The 13,940-nt window shown below is 67.4% G+C and carries 17 protein-coding genes, 2 tRNA genes and 1 other RNA gene; 6 read left to right on the forward strand and 14 right to left on the reverse strand.

All coding sequences use genetic code 11. The features are described 5' to 3' along the window. Nucleotide 1 precedes the first annotated feature (1 nt). The 4 genes from FKV23_RS10870 to dnaX all read right to left on the reverse strand — a co-directional run bounded on the left by FKV23_RS10870 (nt 2) and on the right by dnaX (nt 3,425). Nucleotides 2–349: a histidine triad nucleotide-binding protein gene (locus tag FKV23_RS10870; RefSeq protein WP_141623863.1), complete on the reverse strand. Its 348-nt coding sequence runs from the start codon at nt 347–349 to the stop codon at nt 2–4. Nucleotides 350–597: 248 nt separating this feature from the next. Next, complete coding sequence (gene recR / locus FKV23_RS10875; protein ID WP_141623864.1) at nt 598–1,194, reverse strand: recombination mediator RecR; 597 nt, start codon at nt 1,192–1,194, stop codon at nt 598–600. A 64-nt stretch (nt 1,195–1,258) separates the two neighbouring features. Further along, nucleotides 1,259–1,579, reverse strand: a complete 321-nt coding sequence (locus FKV23_RS10880; RefSeq protein ID WP_141623865.1) for a YbaB/EbfC family nucleoid-associated protein — start codon at nt 1,577–1,579, stop codon at nt 1,259–1,261. A 52-nt stretch (nt 1,580–1,631) separates the two neighbouring features. Next, complete coding sequence (gene dnaX / locus FKV23_RS10885) at nt 1,632–3,425, reverse strand: DNA polymerase III subunit gamma/tau (protein WP_141623866.1); 1,794 nt, start codon at nt 3,423–3,425, stop codon at nt 1,632–1,634. A gap of 190 nt (nt 3,426–3,615) precedes the next feature. Between dnaX and FKV23_RS10890 the strand changes: the two genes are divergently transcribed. Continuing rightward, a tRNA-Ser gene (locus FKV23_RS10890) sits at nt 3,616–3,708 on the forward strand. Nucleotides 3,709–3,802: 94 nt separating this feature from the next. Then, nucleotides 3,803–3,899: signal recognition particle sRNA small type (gene ffs, locus FKV23_RS10895), an RNA gene on the forward strand. A gap of 40 nt (nt 3,900–3,939) precedes the next feature. On the opposite strand, the gene FKV23_RS10900 is transcribed toward ffs, so the two are convergent. The 7 genes from FKV23_RS10900 to FKV23_RS10930 form a co-directional block, all read right to left on the reverse strand. Further along, nucleotides 3,940–4,992, reverse strand: coding sequence for a YncE family protein (locus tag FKV23_RS10900; protein WP_167285167.1), 1,053 nt, complete (start codon nt 4,990–4,992; stop codon nt 3,940–3,942). A 28-nt stretch (nt 4,993–5,020) separates the two neighbouring features. Then, a complete protein-coding gene (locus FKV23_RS10905) occupies nt 5,021–5,452 on the reverse strand; it encodes a molybdenum cofactor biosynthesis protein MoaE (protein WP_141623868.1) in 432 nt (143 codons plus the stop codon). A 1-nt stretch (nt 5,453) separates the two neighbouring features. Beyond that, nucleotides 5,454–5,699 carry a MoaD/ThiS family protein gene (locus tag FKV23_RS10910; protein ID WP_141623869.1) on the reverse strand — a complete coding sequence of 82 codons (246 nt, stop codon included), beginning with the start codon at nt 5,697–5,699 and terminating at the stop codon, nt 5,454–5,456. Further along, nucleotides 5,699–6,187 (reverse strand): cyclic pyranopterin monophosphate synthase MoaC, encoded by a 489-nt coding sequence (moaC, locus tag FKV23_RS10915; RefSeq protein WP_141623870.1) that lies wholly within the window; start codon nt 6,185–6,187, stop codon nt 5,699–5,701. Before moaC ends, FKV23_RS10910 begins: the two co-directional genes overlap by 1 nt. Before the next feature lie 244 nt (nt 6,188–6,431). Continuing rightward, a complete protein-coding gene (gene moaA / locus FKV23_RS10920) occupies nt 6,432–7,472 on the reverse strand; it encodes a GTP 3',8-cyclase MoaA (RefSeq protein WP_141623871.1) in 1,041 nt (346 codons plus the stop codon). Then, the gene (locus FKV23_RS10925) at nt 7,469–8,245 is read right to left on the reverse strand and encodes an MBL fold metallo-hydrolase (RefSeq protein ID WP_141623872.1); all 777 of its coding nucleotides are present in this window, start codon (nt 8,243–8,245) and stop codon (nt 7,469–7,471) included. The genes moaA and FKV23_RS10925 overlap by 4 nt, the downstream gene beginning before the upstream one ends. Before the next feature lies 1 nt (nt 8,246). Next, nucleotides 8,247–9,011: a 3-deoxy-D-manno-octulosonic acid kinase gene (locus FKV23_RS10930; RefSeq protein WP_141623873.1), complete on the reverse strand. Its 765-nt coding sequence runs from the start codon at nt 9,009–9,011 to the stop codon at nt 8,247–8,249. 16 nt (nt 9,012–9,027) lie between these two features. Between FKV23_RS10930 and FKV23_RS10935 the strand changes: the two genes are divergently transcribed. The 3 genes from FKV23_RS10935 (at nt 9,028) to FKV23_RS10945 (ending at nt 11,110) form a co-directional block, all read left to right on the forward strand. After that, a complete protein-coding gene (locus tag FKV23_RS10935; RefSeq protein ID WP_244244180.1) occupies nt 9,028–10,164 on the forward strand; it encodes a glycosyltransferase family 9 protein in 1,137 nt (378 codons plus the stop codon). Further along, nucleotides 10,164–10,514: a hypothetical protein gene (locus FKV23_RS10940; RefSeq protein ID WP_141623874.1), complete on the forward strand. Its 351-nt coding sequence runs from the start codon at nt 10,164–10,166 to the stop codon at nt 10,512–10,514. The genes FKV23_RS10935 and FKV23_RS10940 overlap by 1 nt, the downstream gene beginning before the upstream one ends. 131 nt (nt 10,515–10,645) lie before the next feature. After that, nucleotides 10,646–11,110 carry a DUF1203 domain-containing protein gene (locus tag FKV23_RS10945; protein WP_167285170.1) on the forward strand — a complete coding sequence of 155 codons (465 nt, stop codon included), beginning with the start codon at nt 10,646–10,648 and terminating at the stop codon, nt 11,108–11,110. 39 nt (nt 11,111–11,149) lie between these two features. On the opposite strand, the gene FKV23_RS10950 is transcribed toward FKV23_RS10945, so the two are convergent. Beyond that, nucleotides 11,150–11,557 (reverse strand): DUF6165 family protein, encoded by a 408-nt coding sequence (locus FKV23_RS10950; protein ID WP_141623876.1) that lies wholly within the window; start codon nt 11,555–11,557, stop codon nt 11,150–11,152. A gap of 461 nt (nt 11,558–12,018) precedes the next feature. Continuing rightward, a tRNA-Ser gene (locus FKV23_RS10955) sits at nt 12,019–12,109 on the reverse strand. A 295-nt stretch (nt 12,110–12,404) separates the two neighbouring features. On the opposite strand from FKV23_RS10955, the gene FKV23_RS10960 reads away from it, so the two are divergent. Next, a complete protein-coding gene (locus tag FKV23_RS10960; protein ID WP_141623877.1) occupies nt 12,405–13,109 on the forward strand; it encodes a PP2C family protein-serine/threonine phosphatase in 705 nt (234 codons plus the stop codon). Nucleotides 13,110–13,174: 65 nt separating this feature from the next. Here FKV23_RS10960 and dnaQ read toward each other — a convergent pair whose 3' ends face one another. Continuing rightward, nucleotides 13,175–13,885 (reverse strand): DNA polymerase III subunit epsilon, encoded by a 711-nt coding sequence (gene dnaQ, locus FKV23_RS10965; protein WP_141623878.1) that lies wholly within the window; start codon nt 13,883–13,885, stop codon nt 13,175–13,177. Nucleotides 13,886–13,940: the final 55 nt, after the last annotated feature.

The raw sequence follows: 13,940 nt of genomic DNA on the forward strand, positions 1-13,940 counted from the left end.
GTCAGGGCGTGCCGAAGTGCCCCAGCTGCGCGCCCGCGAGCAGGTGCAGGTGGATCTGGAACACGGTCTGGCCGCCGTGATCGTTGCAGTTCATCACGATGCGGTATCCGTCCTCGGCGAAGCCCTGGGTCTTGGCGTAGTTCGCCGCGGCGACGGCAAGCCGACCGATGATTTCGGCCTGGTCGGGTTTGACGTCGTTGAGCGTCGCGATGTCGGTCTTGGGCACGAACAGCACGTGCACCGGCGCCTGCGGGGCGATGTCGCGGAACGCGATGACATGCTCGTCCTCATGGACGATGTCGGCTGGAATCTCGCGACGGATGATCTTGTGGAAGATGGTGTCGGACATGGCGGAGTTCGGGGTTCGGGACCCGATCAAGGATAGGCTGTCATCCCGAATGTGGCGAGAAATCTGCTTTGATGGTTCGCGTGAGGACACGGCCGGGTATGCCTTTGCAGGACACGCCGTGAATACATCCATGTAGGCTCGGATGCGGCATCCATGCCGCATACGGTCCTGCAAAGGCATACCCGGCCGCGTCTGGATGGTTGGCTGGAAAGCAGATTTCTCGCCATGCGAGGGCAAGAGCCCGGCGTCTATTCCCCGATCTCGCTGCGGCTGCCGAACGCATGCGACAGCGTGCCGCGGTCGACGTACTCCAGCTCGCCGCCGAGCGGCAGGCCATGGGCGGGGCGACTGGGCTTGACCCCGTGGCCGCGCGCCAGCTGCGACAGATAGTGAGCCGTGGCCTCGCCTTCGACGGTGGGGTTGGTGGCGATGATCAGCTCCTGTACCTCACCCTCGGCCAGACGCTGGCCGAGCCTGTCCAGGCCGAGTTCGCGCGGGCCGATGCCGTCGAGCGGCGACAGCCGCCCCTGCAACACGAAGTACAGGCCGCGGTAACCGGTGGCCTGCTCGATCGCCAGCCGATCGGCCGGCGATTCGACCACGCACAACAACTGGGCATCGCGCGACGGACTTGCGCAGGTGGCGCAGATCTCGGTTTCGCTGAAATCGCGGCAGCGCGCGCAATGACCGACCTTCTCGACCGCCTCGCTCAGGGTATGCGCAAGGTGGCGGCCACCGTCGCGCCCGCGCTCGAGCACGTGGTAGGCCATCCGCTGTGCCGACTTCTGACCCACGCCGGGCAAGACGCGGAAGGCGTCGATCAGTTGTTCGAGCAGGGAACTCATCGCATCCCAATCGTAGTCCGGGCTACAAAACCTGGATCCCCGCCCTGGCGGGGACGAGGAAAGATCAGAACGGGAGCTTCATCCCGGGCGGCAGCGGCATGCCGGCGGTGGCGCTGCCCATCCTGGACTGCGACGCCTCGTTGGCCTTGTTGACCGCATCGTTGATGGCAGCGGCAATCAGATCCTCGGCCATCTCCGGGTCGGTCAGCACGCTCGGGTCGATGCGAACCTTGCGACACTCCATCCGCCCGGTCAGGGTGACGCTGACCATGCCGCCGCCGGCGTTGCCGGTGACTTCAAGGTTGGCCAGTTCTTCCTGCGCCTTCTGCAGGTTCTCCTGCATCTTCTGCGCCTGTTGCATGAGTTGGGCGATGTTTCCGCGCATGATGTTCTCTCGCTTGCAATGAAGGTGGGGGCCGCACTGGCGGCGATTGTGCTCAGGCCTCGTCGAAAGGCCTGATCGAATCGGGAACGACCTTCGCGCCGTGCTGCTGGATCAGCCGCTGTACTTCCGGGTCGTTCATGAAGATTTCCTCGGCCTCAGCCTGACGCTCGTCGCGTGCACGCGCCTTGCGGTCGCGGACGGACTCGTCGGTCGGTGCCGCGGCCTCGAAACGGACCTGCAATCCCGTTCCGAGGATCGGCCCGAGCGCCGCGACCAACCGCTCGATCGCCAGCGGCATGCGCAGATGTTCGTCGCTGTCGGACAGGGCCAGCCGCAGCACGTCACCATCGTCGTGCCCGACGAATACCGCGTGCTCGGCCAACAGCCGCGCCGGCCCCTTCAGCACATCGAGTCCTTCGACCAGGTCATGCCAGTCGTCGGCATCCTCGATACGGCGGCCGGTCTTGGTGCCGCTCACTGCTTTCGCCGGAGCATGGCCATTCGGCGCCGATGCAGAAGACGGTTCGGCGGGGGGCGGAACCGGCGGGGTCCGCTCGATGACGATATCGGCCGGTTCGGGTCGGGCTCGCGCTGCCGCGGACGGTGGCGGTGGCGGTGGCGAGGGAATGGGGCCGGAAGAAGATGCCGCCTCGACAGCCGGCGCCGCCGAAGCCAGAACCGCTGGCGAACTGCTGCGATGCCCGGCATCGCTGCCACCCTGCACCGGTGTCTGCACCGGGGCAGCCCCCTCGCCGGCCGGCCGGAACGCCAGCATCCGCAGCAGGCTCATCTCGAAGCCGGCTCGCGGACTCGGCGCATACGCCAGATCGCGGCGCCCATTGAGCGCCATCTGGTACCAGAGCTGGACGACCTCCGGGCGCGCGGCGGCCGCCAGCGCGTCGATATCGACGCCATCGCCATCGACTTCACTGCCAGGCACGAGCTGGCGTACCTGTACCCGGTGCAGGGCCTCCGACAACGCTTCCAGCACGCTGCCCCAGTCGGGCGAGAACTCGGACAGGGTCGCGACCTCGGCCAGCATGCGCTCGCCATCGCCATCCGCCAGTGCCGACAGGACCGCGCCGACCCGGGTGCGATCGACCGTGCCCAGCATCGCCGCCACCCCGGCGTCCTCAAGAGTGCCACCAGCGCTGTTGGCCCCGGTGTAAGCGATTGCCTGGTCGAGCAGCGACAGCGCGTCGCGCAGGCTGCCATCGGCGCCACGGGCGATCTGGCGCACCGCGCCGGGCTCGGCCGGGATGCCCTCGGCTTCGAGGATCTTGTCGATCTGGCCGGTGATCTGCGCCTCGTCCAGGCGCTTGAGATTGAACTGCAGGCAACGCGACAACACCGTCACCGGCAGTTTCTGCGGGTCGGTGGTCGCGAGCAGGAACTTCACGTGCCCGGGCGGCTCCTCCAGCGTCTTCAGCAGCGCGTTGAAGGCGCTCTTGGAGAGCATGTGCACCTCGTCGATCAGGTACACCTTCACCCGCCCGCGGCTGGGCATGTACTGGGCGTTGTCGATGACCTCGCGGACGTCGTCGACGCCGGTGTTGGAGGCGGCATCGATCTCCAGCAGGTCGATGAAGCGGCCGGCATCGATGTCCTTGCAGGACCCGCATTCGCCGCAGGGGTCGGCCGAGGTGCCCTGCTCGCAGTTCAGCGACTTGGCGAAGATCCGCGCGATGCTGGTCTTGCCGACCCCGCGGGTGCCGGTGAACAGGAAGGCATGGTGGATGCGGCCGGAGTCCAGCGCGTTGGTCAACGCCTTCACCACGTGCTCCTGCCCGACCAGCTCGGCGAAACGGTGCGGGCGCCACTTGCGTGCAAGGACCAGGTAGGACATGGCTTCGGGTAGGACCTCGGTTGCGCCTCGGCGGATGGACCGGCAGGCAGACTGTCCATAGTGTGCCATGCGCGTCCAGCCCTGCCGCCACCAGCATCGCGACTGAACGCCACCGCTTGTGGCAAGCCCGCGCCAGCGTTAGAATTTGCGCCCCCTCCAGGCCGGTGTGAGCCGCCTGTACGGGTCCAGCGGAGAGGTGTCCGAGTGGTTGAAGGAGCACGCCTGGAAAGTGTGTAAGCGTCTAAACCGCGCTTCGGGGGTTCGAATCCCCCTCTCTCCGCCATACTTCACGCCCATGAACCGTGGCGCCCCTTGTGGACGCCGGTTCATGGACGCATGTAGCAGGAAAGTGCAAGAGCATGTGTCCTATGGTGGCCCCGTCGGCCCCTCGCGACGCTAGGTCGAAAACTCCGCCAGGGCCGGAAGGCAGCAACGGTATCGATCGACGCGGGTGCCGAGGATCGTTGGCGGGGCCGCCGCCTTTTTTGGGGCCGCCCCCAGTGCACAGGAACGATTACTCGACGATCCCCAGCGCGTCGGGCTCGCGGCCGGTCGGCCAATGGTCGATGACTTTCCATGATCCGGTATCGATCACGGCGATCTCGTCGGCGCCGCTGATGGCGACGTAGACGCGCGGTCGCTTCGGGTCGGCGATCACGCCGATCGGCAGTGCGTCGCGGCCGAGCAGGGTTTCCTGGTATCCACCGCCGTCCTCACGCAGCAGGTTGACCGTGGCGACGCGGGTCTTGGTGCCGGCATCGAACACCGCCAGTTCTCCCGCGCGGGCGTTGGTCACCAGCGCGTGGCCGCCATCGGCGGTGAACACGACACGGATCGGGAATCCGGGACTTTCCAGGGTGTGCCGGATCTCCAGCGTGTCCGGAGCGTGCACGGTGACGGTCCCGGCGGCGCGGTTGCTGACCCAGACCTCGCCCCCCTCCTCCACGTCGTTGCGCCATGCGATGCCTTCGGCGCCCTCGCCGCTGGCCGCCTCGACGGTCTTGCGCCCCTCGCCAAGGTCGATGCGGCTGACCGTGCCGGCGACGATCTTGCTGACCCAGGCCGTGCCGCCGTCATCCGACAGCGCGACCATGTGGCCGAGGCCGTCGCCAATCTCGATCACGGACTGGACGGGGTCGGCACCCGCCTCGGCGTCGATATCCACCACCAGCAGGCTGTGCGAAGCCTCGGTGGTCACTGCCACGCGTCGGCCGTCTGGCAGGAAGCGGACGCCATGCGGGCGTCCGTGGTCGCCAAGCGACACGGTGCGCGGCGCCTCGCCACCTTCCAGGCCGAGCACGGTCAGGCTGTTGCCGGGCACATCGGCGTTGCCGTAGTTGGTGACCACCGCGCGGCGGCCATCAGGGCTCACCGCGATCTCGTGCGGGGCCACGCCTGTCGCCACCGTGCCGATGCGGCGCCCATCCTCGAGCGAGAGACGCCACACCGTGTCGGCCGACTTGTTGCCGACCAGCAGCTCGCCGGCTGCAAGCGGGCCCGTCGCCACCATCACACCGGTGGCCAGCAGCACTCCGGCAAATGCGTGTTTCAATCTGTGGATTCGCATGATCACGCCCTCCGTTTTCAGACCCGGCTCAGCGTTCGGCCGGGTCGGGATGCCGCCAGCCTGCGTCGCCATCGGCATAGCGTTCGTGTTTCCAGATCGGCACCCGCGCCTTGACCTCGTCGATGATGAAGCGGCAGGCGGCGAAGGCGGCATCGCGGTGCGCGGCGCTGACACCGACCCAGACCGCCAGGTCGCCAATCGCGAGATCGCCGTGGCGATGCACGCAACACGCATCGATGATGTCGAAGCGGGCCAGTGCCTCGTCGACCACCGCCTCGCCTTCGCGCTGGGCCAGTTCGGCATAGGCCTCGTAGTACAGCCCCGTTACGGTACGACCGTCGTGATGGTCGCGCACCCACCCTTCGAAGCTTGCATAGCCGCCGGCGCGGTCGTCCAGCAGCGCATCGCGCAATGGCACGATGTCGAAGCGGTCGGCGGCGAGCCGGAAGCGGCGCGACATGTCAGCCTCCGCTCACCGGCGGGATGAAAGCGACCTCGCTGCCCTCGCGTGGCTCGTCGTCCCAGCGCGCGAAGGCACCATCGACGGCAACGCGCAGGCGCTCGACCGGGAATGCGAATCCATGCCGCTCGCGCAGCGATTCGTAGAGCCCGCGCAGGTCGTCGGCATTGCACATCACCGTCTCCTCGGCGCGACCGGTCGCGTCGCGCAGGCTGGCGAAATACAGCACGCTCAGGCGCACGCTCATCACAGCCTCCCCACGTCGCGGCGACCGCCACGCTTGCCGAGCAGTTTCGCCGGGCCGAGCACGATCCGGTGCGACAGGGCCTTGCACATGTCGTACACCGTCAATGCGGCGATGGTGGCGCCGGTCAGCGCCTCCATTTCCACCCCGGTGCGGCCGGTGGTGCGCACGCTGCATTCGATCTTCAGCACGTTGTCGCCATCCCAGTCGATGCCGATGCGGCAACCGTCGATCGGCAGCGGATGGCAGAACGGGATCAGTTCATGGGTGCGCTTGACCGCCATGGTCCCGGCGATCACCGCAGTGTCGACGATGCCGCCCTTGGCGCTGCGCAGGCCGCTCTTGTGCAACTGGGCCGCGACATCGGCCGGGAACCGTACCCGGCATTCGGCCCGCGCCTCGCGCGCGGTGACGTCCTTGGCGGACACGTCGACCATGGCCGGACGGCCACTCTGGTCGATATGGGTCAGTTTGCGTGGAGAGCGAGGCATTGGGGGGATTGTAGTACCGGATGCGTCGTCCCGAGCGCAGCGAGGGATCTGCTTTCCCGCGAACTGTCCAGACACAGGTGGGTATGGCTTTGCAGGACCTTCCGCAACATGGATGTTGCGGATGAGCCCCCATGGACGGGTTCACGGCGTGTCCCGCAAAGCCATACCCGCCTGTGTCTCCTCGCGAACCGTCAAAGCAGATCCCTCGCTGTGCTCGGGACGACCGACATGGAGCGGTCGGGACTCACCCGCCTATCAAGTACATCTCGACATGCTTCTTCGGCGCATTGCGGCTGCCCCGCAACTCGCTGTAGCGGTCGCCCCGATGGCGCCAGATCGCCGCGGCGGCCTCGGCCAGCGCATCCTCGCCATCGGCCAGTGCCGGGCGCAGGTCATGCCCCTCGGCGGCGAACAGGCAGGTGTACAGATGCCCGTCGGCCGATACGCGGGCACGATGACAATCGCCACAGAACGGCGCGCTGACCGAACTGACGAAACCAATCTCGCCGTCCCCGTCCTCGAACGCATAGCGCGAAGCCACCTCGCCGAGGTAGTGCGGATCCAGCGCCCGCAGCGGCCAGCGCGCATGGATCCGGTCGCGCAACTCGGCCGATGGCACCACCCGCTCGCGGCGCCAATCGTTGCAGGTGCCCACATCCATGTATTCGATGAACCGCGGCACGATGCCGGTGCCGCGGAAACGCTCGACCAGCGGCAGCACCTGGTCATCGTTGACGTCGCGCTGGACCACACAGTTGAGCTTGATGACGTCGAAGCCGGCCTCACGCGCGGCCCCGATACCCGCCAGCACCTGCCCCACTTCGCCACGACCGCCGGACATGGCGTGGAACATCGCCGGATCGAGCGCATCCAGGCTGACCGTGACCCGTCGCAGCCCGGCCTCGCGCAATGCACGTGCGTGCGTGGCCAGCAACACGCCATTGGTAGTCAGGGCGATGTCATCGAGTCCCTCGATCGCGGCCAGCCGTGCCACCAGTTGAGGCAACCGCTTGCGCAGCAGCGGCTCACCACCGGTCAGGCGCAACTTTCGCACGCCGAGACGGACGAAGGCGCGGACCAGGGTTTCGATCTGGTCGAAGTCCAGTCGCCCGGCCGCGTCCAATCCATGGTCATCGGGAATCCGGTCGGCGGGCATGCAATACGGGCAGCGGAAGTTGCAGGCCTCGATCAGCGACAGACGCAGGTCGTGCAGTGGACGGCCGAGCAGGTCATGCGGATGGGCCTGCGGGACGGCCGAGGGCAGCGACGGTACGGCTCGGCTCATGTGTGCTCCACCGGCAATGCCGTCGGCGGCCTCAGCGACAACACCTCGCCGGGACGCACGATGCGGTAACCGCGCCGTTCCAGCGCGTCACCGTCCTCGCGGCTGGCGTAGTGGTAGAACACGCAGCGCTCAAGCAGCGTGCGCGGATATTCGCGTTCAAGATCGTCGATGCCGCTGTGCGACGGATTGCCCTCGAGCGCGCAATCGTGGGCGATCAGCTCGTCGGCGTCGGCGCGGCGCGCGAGCTGCTCCGGGATCGGGCGGGTATCGCCGGTCCAGACCAGGCTGCCGCGCAGGCGCAGGCCGAACGCGGTATCGGGCCAGTGATGGCGGGTCGGGAACACTTCCAGCCGCTCGCCCTCGTGCCAGAACGCGCCCCCCACCGGCACCACCTGGAAGGCATCCCAGAAGTTCGCCCCGCCCTCGGCCAGCGCGTTCGGATAATCGCCGACGCGCTGGTGCAGCAGCGGTACCAGCGGCGCCGGCACGTACACCCGCACACGGCCACGCCATTCGGGATCGAACAGGCTGTCGACGAACAGGCGCTCGAAACCGGCCACATGGTCCATGTGGGTATGGGTGATGAACAGCGCCCGCGGGGGATGGCCGTAGTGCGCCATGAAGGCGGTCAGGCCCTCGGCGCCACAATCGATGGTCAGCCATGGTTTGCCATCGCGCTCTATCGTCGCCATCGCCGAACCCAGCTCCACCGCCGACGCGTTGCCGACGCCCTGCAGGCGCAGTTGCCACATACCGCTTCCCTCCACGTCCATGTCAGTATCCGCGCGCCCAGATCGCATCGTAGGCCTGCCGCAGGCGCTGATAGTCGCGCTCGACCTCGACCGCCGGGCGTTCGCCGCGCAGCTTGAGCAGCGAGCGGCGCAGGCGCTTGAGGTTGCGCTCGCGCCAGCCGGTGGCCGGAATCCGCAGGGCGCCGCGGTCGAGGTCGATCACCCAGCCCTTGCCAGTACCGTTGAACAGGAGGTTATGGGCGTTGAGGTCGGCATGATCGAGGCCGACCCGGTGGGTTTTCGCCACCAGCCGGCCGGCGTCCTCCCATGGCGCGGCATCGGCGGCCTCGACGGCATGGTCGGCCAGCGATGCGACATTATCGATGCGATCGAGCAGGATCGCCGCCTCGTATCGCAGACCCACTCGACGGTAGTACGCCGCGATCGGCCGCGGCACCGGCAGGCCGCGCCGGGCCACAGCGCGGGTCAGGCGGAATTCCGCGAAGCTGCGTGTACGGTTCGCGCCGTGCCATAAATAGCTATCGTGGCTGAGTTTCGCCGCCAGCCCGCCGCGCAGGTAGCGCCTCAGCACCGCCGGCCCCACTGGCGTGTCGACGAACCAGGCGCCGCCGCGCCCCCCACTGTCGACCGGACGCGCACGCTCGCCCCAATGCTGCGGTGAGAACCATTCCGGCCCGACTTGCCGCATCCCGGCTTGTCGCAAGCACTCCAGGTCGAACAGAATCGCGCCATAGCCGCCGTCGTCGCGGAATGGCGTCAAGCCTTCAGTGGCGTCGTACCCGGTCATCGCTTGGAGTCTAACAATTCAAACGCCACCCACACCCACCGTTCCTCACCCGCCGGAATCGATCTGCCTGCTGAGGCTGTCGGCCCTCGGCGATGTGACCCATGTGCTGCCGCTGCTCCACACCCTGCGCGATGCCTGGCCACAGGTGCGCATCGCATGGGTCATCGGCAAGGGCGAGCACCGGCTGCTGGCCGGGTTGCCGGGCGTCGACTTCTTCGAATACGACAAGAAGACCGGGCTGGCCGGGATGCGCGCCCTGCGGCGCGAACTGCGCGCCTGGCTGGGCGATGCGGCACGCTTCGACGTACTGCTGCAGATGCAGCTGGCCGCGCGTGCCAACCTGCTCTCGGGCTTCATCCCGGCCCGCCGCAGGGTCGGCTACGACCGCTCCCGGTCCAAAGAGCTGCACGGCCTGTTCGTCAACGAGCGCATCCCGGACCGCCCGGGCCTGCCCGCACCTGGATCGCATGCAACCGGACCGCATGTACTCGATGTGCTCGGCAGTTTTTGCGAACCGCTCGGCCTGCGCCGTGAACAGGTGCGCTGGGACCTGCCGGTGCCGGACGACGCACGCGCATGGGCCGCGGCGCAATGGCCGACCGAAGGTGGGCCGGTGCTGCTGGTCTCGCCCTGTTCCAGCCACGCGCTGCGCAACTGGCGCGCCGAGCGGTACGCCGCCGTCGCCGACCACGCCGCCGGGCTCGGATGGAGGATCGTGCTGTGCGGTGGTCGCAGCGAGTTGGAACGCAGCACCGCCGACGCGATCATCGCCGCGATGCGGCACTCCGCGCTGGACCTGGTCGGCAAGGACACCCTCAAGCAGCTGCCGGCCCTGCTCGAACGCGCCGACCTGGTGATGACCCCTGACTCGGGCCCGATGCACATCGCCAACGCCATGGGCACCACCGTGCTCGGCCTGCATGCCGCCACCGACCCGGAACGGAGCGGCCCCTACAGCGATCGCCGCTACTGCGTCGATCGCCATGACGATGCCGCGCGCAAGTTCCGCGGCAAGCCCGCCTCGGACCTGCGCTGGGGCAGCAAGATCGAGCATGATGGCGTGATGGACCTGATCACCGTCGACGACACCATCGCCGCGTTCGAGCGTTTCCGCGCCGGGCATCCACAGATCACCGCTCGGGAGGCACGCTGATGGCTTCATGGTTCACCGTCATGGCGCCGCTGCTGCCGGAACTGATCCGCGCGGCGCGGCCGATGTTCACCCGCAACGCCGAACCCTCGCAGGTGCCCAAGCAGATCGGCGAACTCCAGGACGCGGTGCTTCACAACGACCAGGCGATCAAGACCCTGGCCGCGGAAATGGAGCAGACCCTGGCCACCCTGACCCGGGCCTCGCAGGAACTGGAAACGACCATCGCCGGCCTGCGTCACCGGCAGGAACTGCTCGAACGGCGGTTGCATCGGGCCCATGCAGGCATGGCCGTCGCGATCGCCGTCGCCTTGCTGGCGTTTGCGGTCGCGGCCTACGCACTGACACGTTGACGCGACCGAGGAAGGCATCGGTCTGGACTGGCTCTGTGTGATGTCCGGAAACGGCGAGACGCTCCCTTTGCTCCAGCAGAGAATCGTCCCCGACCCTTCCAGGAAGCCCTGCCGCCATGCCCGATTTCAGGTTGATCGCGCTGCCCGCCGAACCGTTCGCACCTCTGTTCAGGCTGGATGACAGTGAACTCGCCGCCCGCGGCATGCGCCGCTGCACCGCCGACGCCCCGCGTGGCTACCCGTGCCGGGTCAGCCTGGTCGATGCCGCCGTCGACGAAGAAGTCTTGCTGCTGCCGTTCGAGCACCACGCAACGACCTCGCCCTATCGCTCTTCCGGGCCGATCTTCGTACGCCGCAATGCCGAACAGGCGCGGCTCGCGGTCAACGAGATACCGGACGGGTTCCGCCGCAAATTGCTGTCGGTCCGCGCCTATGCCGCCGACGGCGACCTGCTGGTCGCGGAAGTCGTCGCGGGCGATGCGCTCGAAAGGCAGCTGAGTCACTTCCTCACCATCCCCGAGGTCGCCCTGCTCCACCTCCACCACGCCCGACATGGCTGCTACCTGTGCCGGGCGGAGCGGGCGAATGCGGGCTGAACCCCGGGCCGTAGACTGCGGACGGGCCGCGGGCAGGCTTCAGATGCCGCTGCCGGTGCCGTAGTCCTGGTAGGACTTTTCCTCCACGTAGCTCGAACCGAGCGCGAGGTTGATCTCCTTCTTGATCCGCGCACGGGTGTCGTTCTCGAAATAGACACTGCGGGCCAGGCGAATGAACCCCTCATCGAAGGCCTGCGCCTTTTCCTTCAGGCGAATGTCGTCCTCGATCTCCCACAGTCGCTCGTTGACCGCCTTGAGGTCCGCGCGCAGGCGGACGATGTCCTTGTTTGCAGCCGGATGCGCCATCCAGGTCTTTTCCAGCGCGGACAGCTCATTGCGGACGTTGGCGAGCTTGGCTTCGTCGGTCATGCGCTCGGACTTGATCTGCAGGATCGCGATCTTGTCGAGCAGCTCGCCGAAAGAGATGGGGACGAGGATTTCGGACATGGGGGAATGCCTGTTGGATGAGGGATAAGTCTAACAAGGTGGCAGATGCGCAAAACGCCCCTTGCGGGGCGCTCAACCGCGATGCGACGGGGGGATGGACTCGGGCCATCCCTGGCCCTCGCCCCTCGCTGTGCGAGGGGCAGCCTGGCGGCTGTCCAAATCGGCTGTCCTGCCGATTTGTCGAACCCGTGCCGGTGGCACGGACTTCTCATCCAGATCCTCGCTCTCCGCCAGATACGCAAAACGCCCCTTGCGGGGCACTCAACCGCGATGCGACCGGGGGGATGGACTCGGGCCATCCCTGGCCCTCGCCCCTCGCTGTGCGAGGGGCAGCCTGGCGGCTGTCCAAATCGGCTGTCCTGCCGATTTGTCGAACCCGTGCCGGTGGCACGGACTTCTCATCCAGATCCTCGCTCTCCGCCAGATACGCAAAACGCCCCTTGCGGGGCGTCATGCGTATCTGGCGGAGAGGGGGGGATTCGAACCCCCGAGGCGCTATTAACGCCTGCCTGATTTCGAGTCAGGTACATTCAACCGCTCTGCCACCTCTCCGGTGTTCCACCGGCAAAACCGATGGACGCGGGGGCGCCATGATACGGGCCGGGCGATGGCCCGGCAAGCAGCCGTGACCGCATTGACGCAATCTTCCGGCCAGGACTGAGCCACACCCCAATCCCCGATGCCGGCCCGCACGACGCCCAAGGTTCTGGACATGAAGATCCAAGGGAAAACACCCGACCGCTGCAACAGGGTTATCCCACCTTGCCACACGGCCGCCAGCCACCGATGATTCCGTTCATCCCTCAAAGAGGCCCGACGCGACCGGCATGCTTCCCATGATTGAGTCATGATCGAATTTGGACATCTGACGCATGCCGGCTTGCGCCGGGAGCTGAACGAAGACACCTACTACGGCGACAGCGAGCTGGGCCTGTGGCTGGTCGCCGACGGCATGGGTGGGCATGAGTACGGCGAGGTCGCCAGCGCGCTGGCCCGCGAGACCATCGTCCGCGAGGTCCGCGACGGCACGCCGCTGGTCCAGGCCATCCGCATCGCCGACGAGGAAATCATCCGCGGCTCGCGCCGGCGTCACGACGCCCTGCCGATGGGCACCACCGTGGTCGCGGCACGGGTTACCGGCAACCGCTTCGAGGTTGCCTGGGTCGGCGACAGTCGAGTCTATCTGTGGCGCGACGGCCATCTGGCCCAGCTTTCCCAGGACCATAGCTATGTGCAGGAGCTCATCGCCACCGGCGCGATCACCCATGAGCAGGCACGCAGTCACCCGCATCGCAACGTGGTCACCCAGGCGCTGGGCGTGACCGACCCGCGCAACCTCAACGTCGAGACCATGACCGGCGAGCTGCGCCCGGGCATGCAACTGCTGCTGTGCAGCGACGGGCTGACCGAGGAAGTCGACGACGAGACCATCACCCGGGTACTCGCACAGCACGACTGCAGCGCGCAGGAGTGCGTCGATACCCTGGTCGCAGCGGCGTTGGACGGCGGCGGCTCGGACAACATCACCGTGGTGCTTGTACGCAGCCACTAGTGTGGAGCCGCGCCAGCGGCCCTGTGAGTTCATGCGGGCGCACTTCGCTTACCCGGGCAAACACCTCAGGCCTCGGCCGGGGAGTCCCATACCGCCGCCCCTGCCTTCTTGCGCAGGGTCGCGAGCCGTGCCTCGTGTGCGGCCAGTTCCTCTTCGCTGGCCTGGACCAGCGGGCGCGGGCGGTCGCTGCGCCCGCTGAAGGCCACCACCGGACCCGCTTCATTGCTGGCCTGGGCCTCGCCGAAGCCGATCTCCTCCTGTCCCGAGGTCAGCGCGATGTAGACCTCGGCCAGGATCTGCGCATCGAGCAGCGCGCCGTGCAGCTGGCGATGGGTATTGTCGACGCCGAGCCGCTTGCACAGTGCGTCCAGCGAGTTGCGCTGGCCGGGGAACCGCTGCCGCGCCAGCCGCAGTGAGTCCTCGACCGCGCAACGGTCGGCCAGCCGACCGTACTGCGGACCGGCCAGGCGCAGTTCGTTGTCGAGGAAGCCGACGTCGAACGCGGCGTTGTGGATGACCAGCTCGGCGCCGTCGATGAACTCGAGGAACTCGTCGACGATGTCCTCGAAGAACGGCTTGTCGGCAAGGAACTCCAGAGTCAGGCCGGTCACCTCCTGCGCGCCGGCCTCGAACTCGCGACGCGGGTTGAGGTAGCGATGGAAGGTGCGCCCGGTCGGCCGCCGCTCGACGAACTCGACACAGCCGATCTCGACCACGCGGTTGCCTTTTTCCCAGCTCAGGCCGGTGGTTTCGGTGTCGAGGATGATCTGGCGCATTGGCGTGGGCTGTGAGACTCGTAGCCCGGGTAAGCGCAGCGCACCCGGGAATCTG

Source organism: Lysobacter alkalisoli, assembly GCF_006547045.1.
In the GTDB taxonomy this organism is placed as follows: Bacteria; Pseudomonadota; Gammaproteobacteria; order Xanthomonadales; family Xanthomonadaceae; genus Marilutibacter; species Marilutibacter alkalisoli.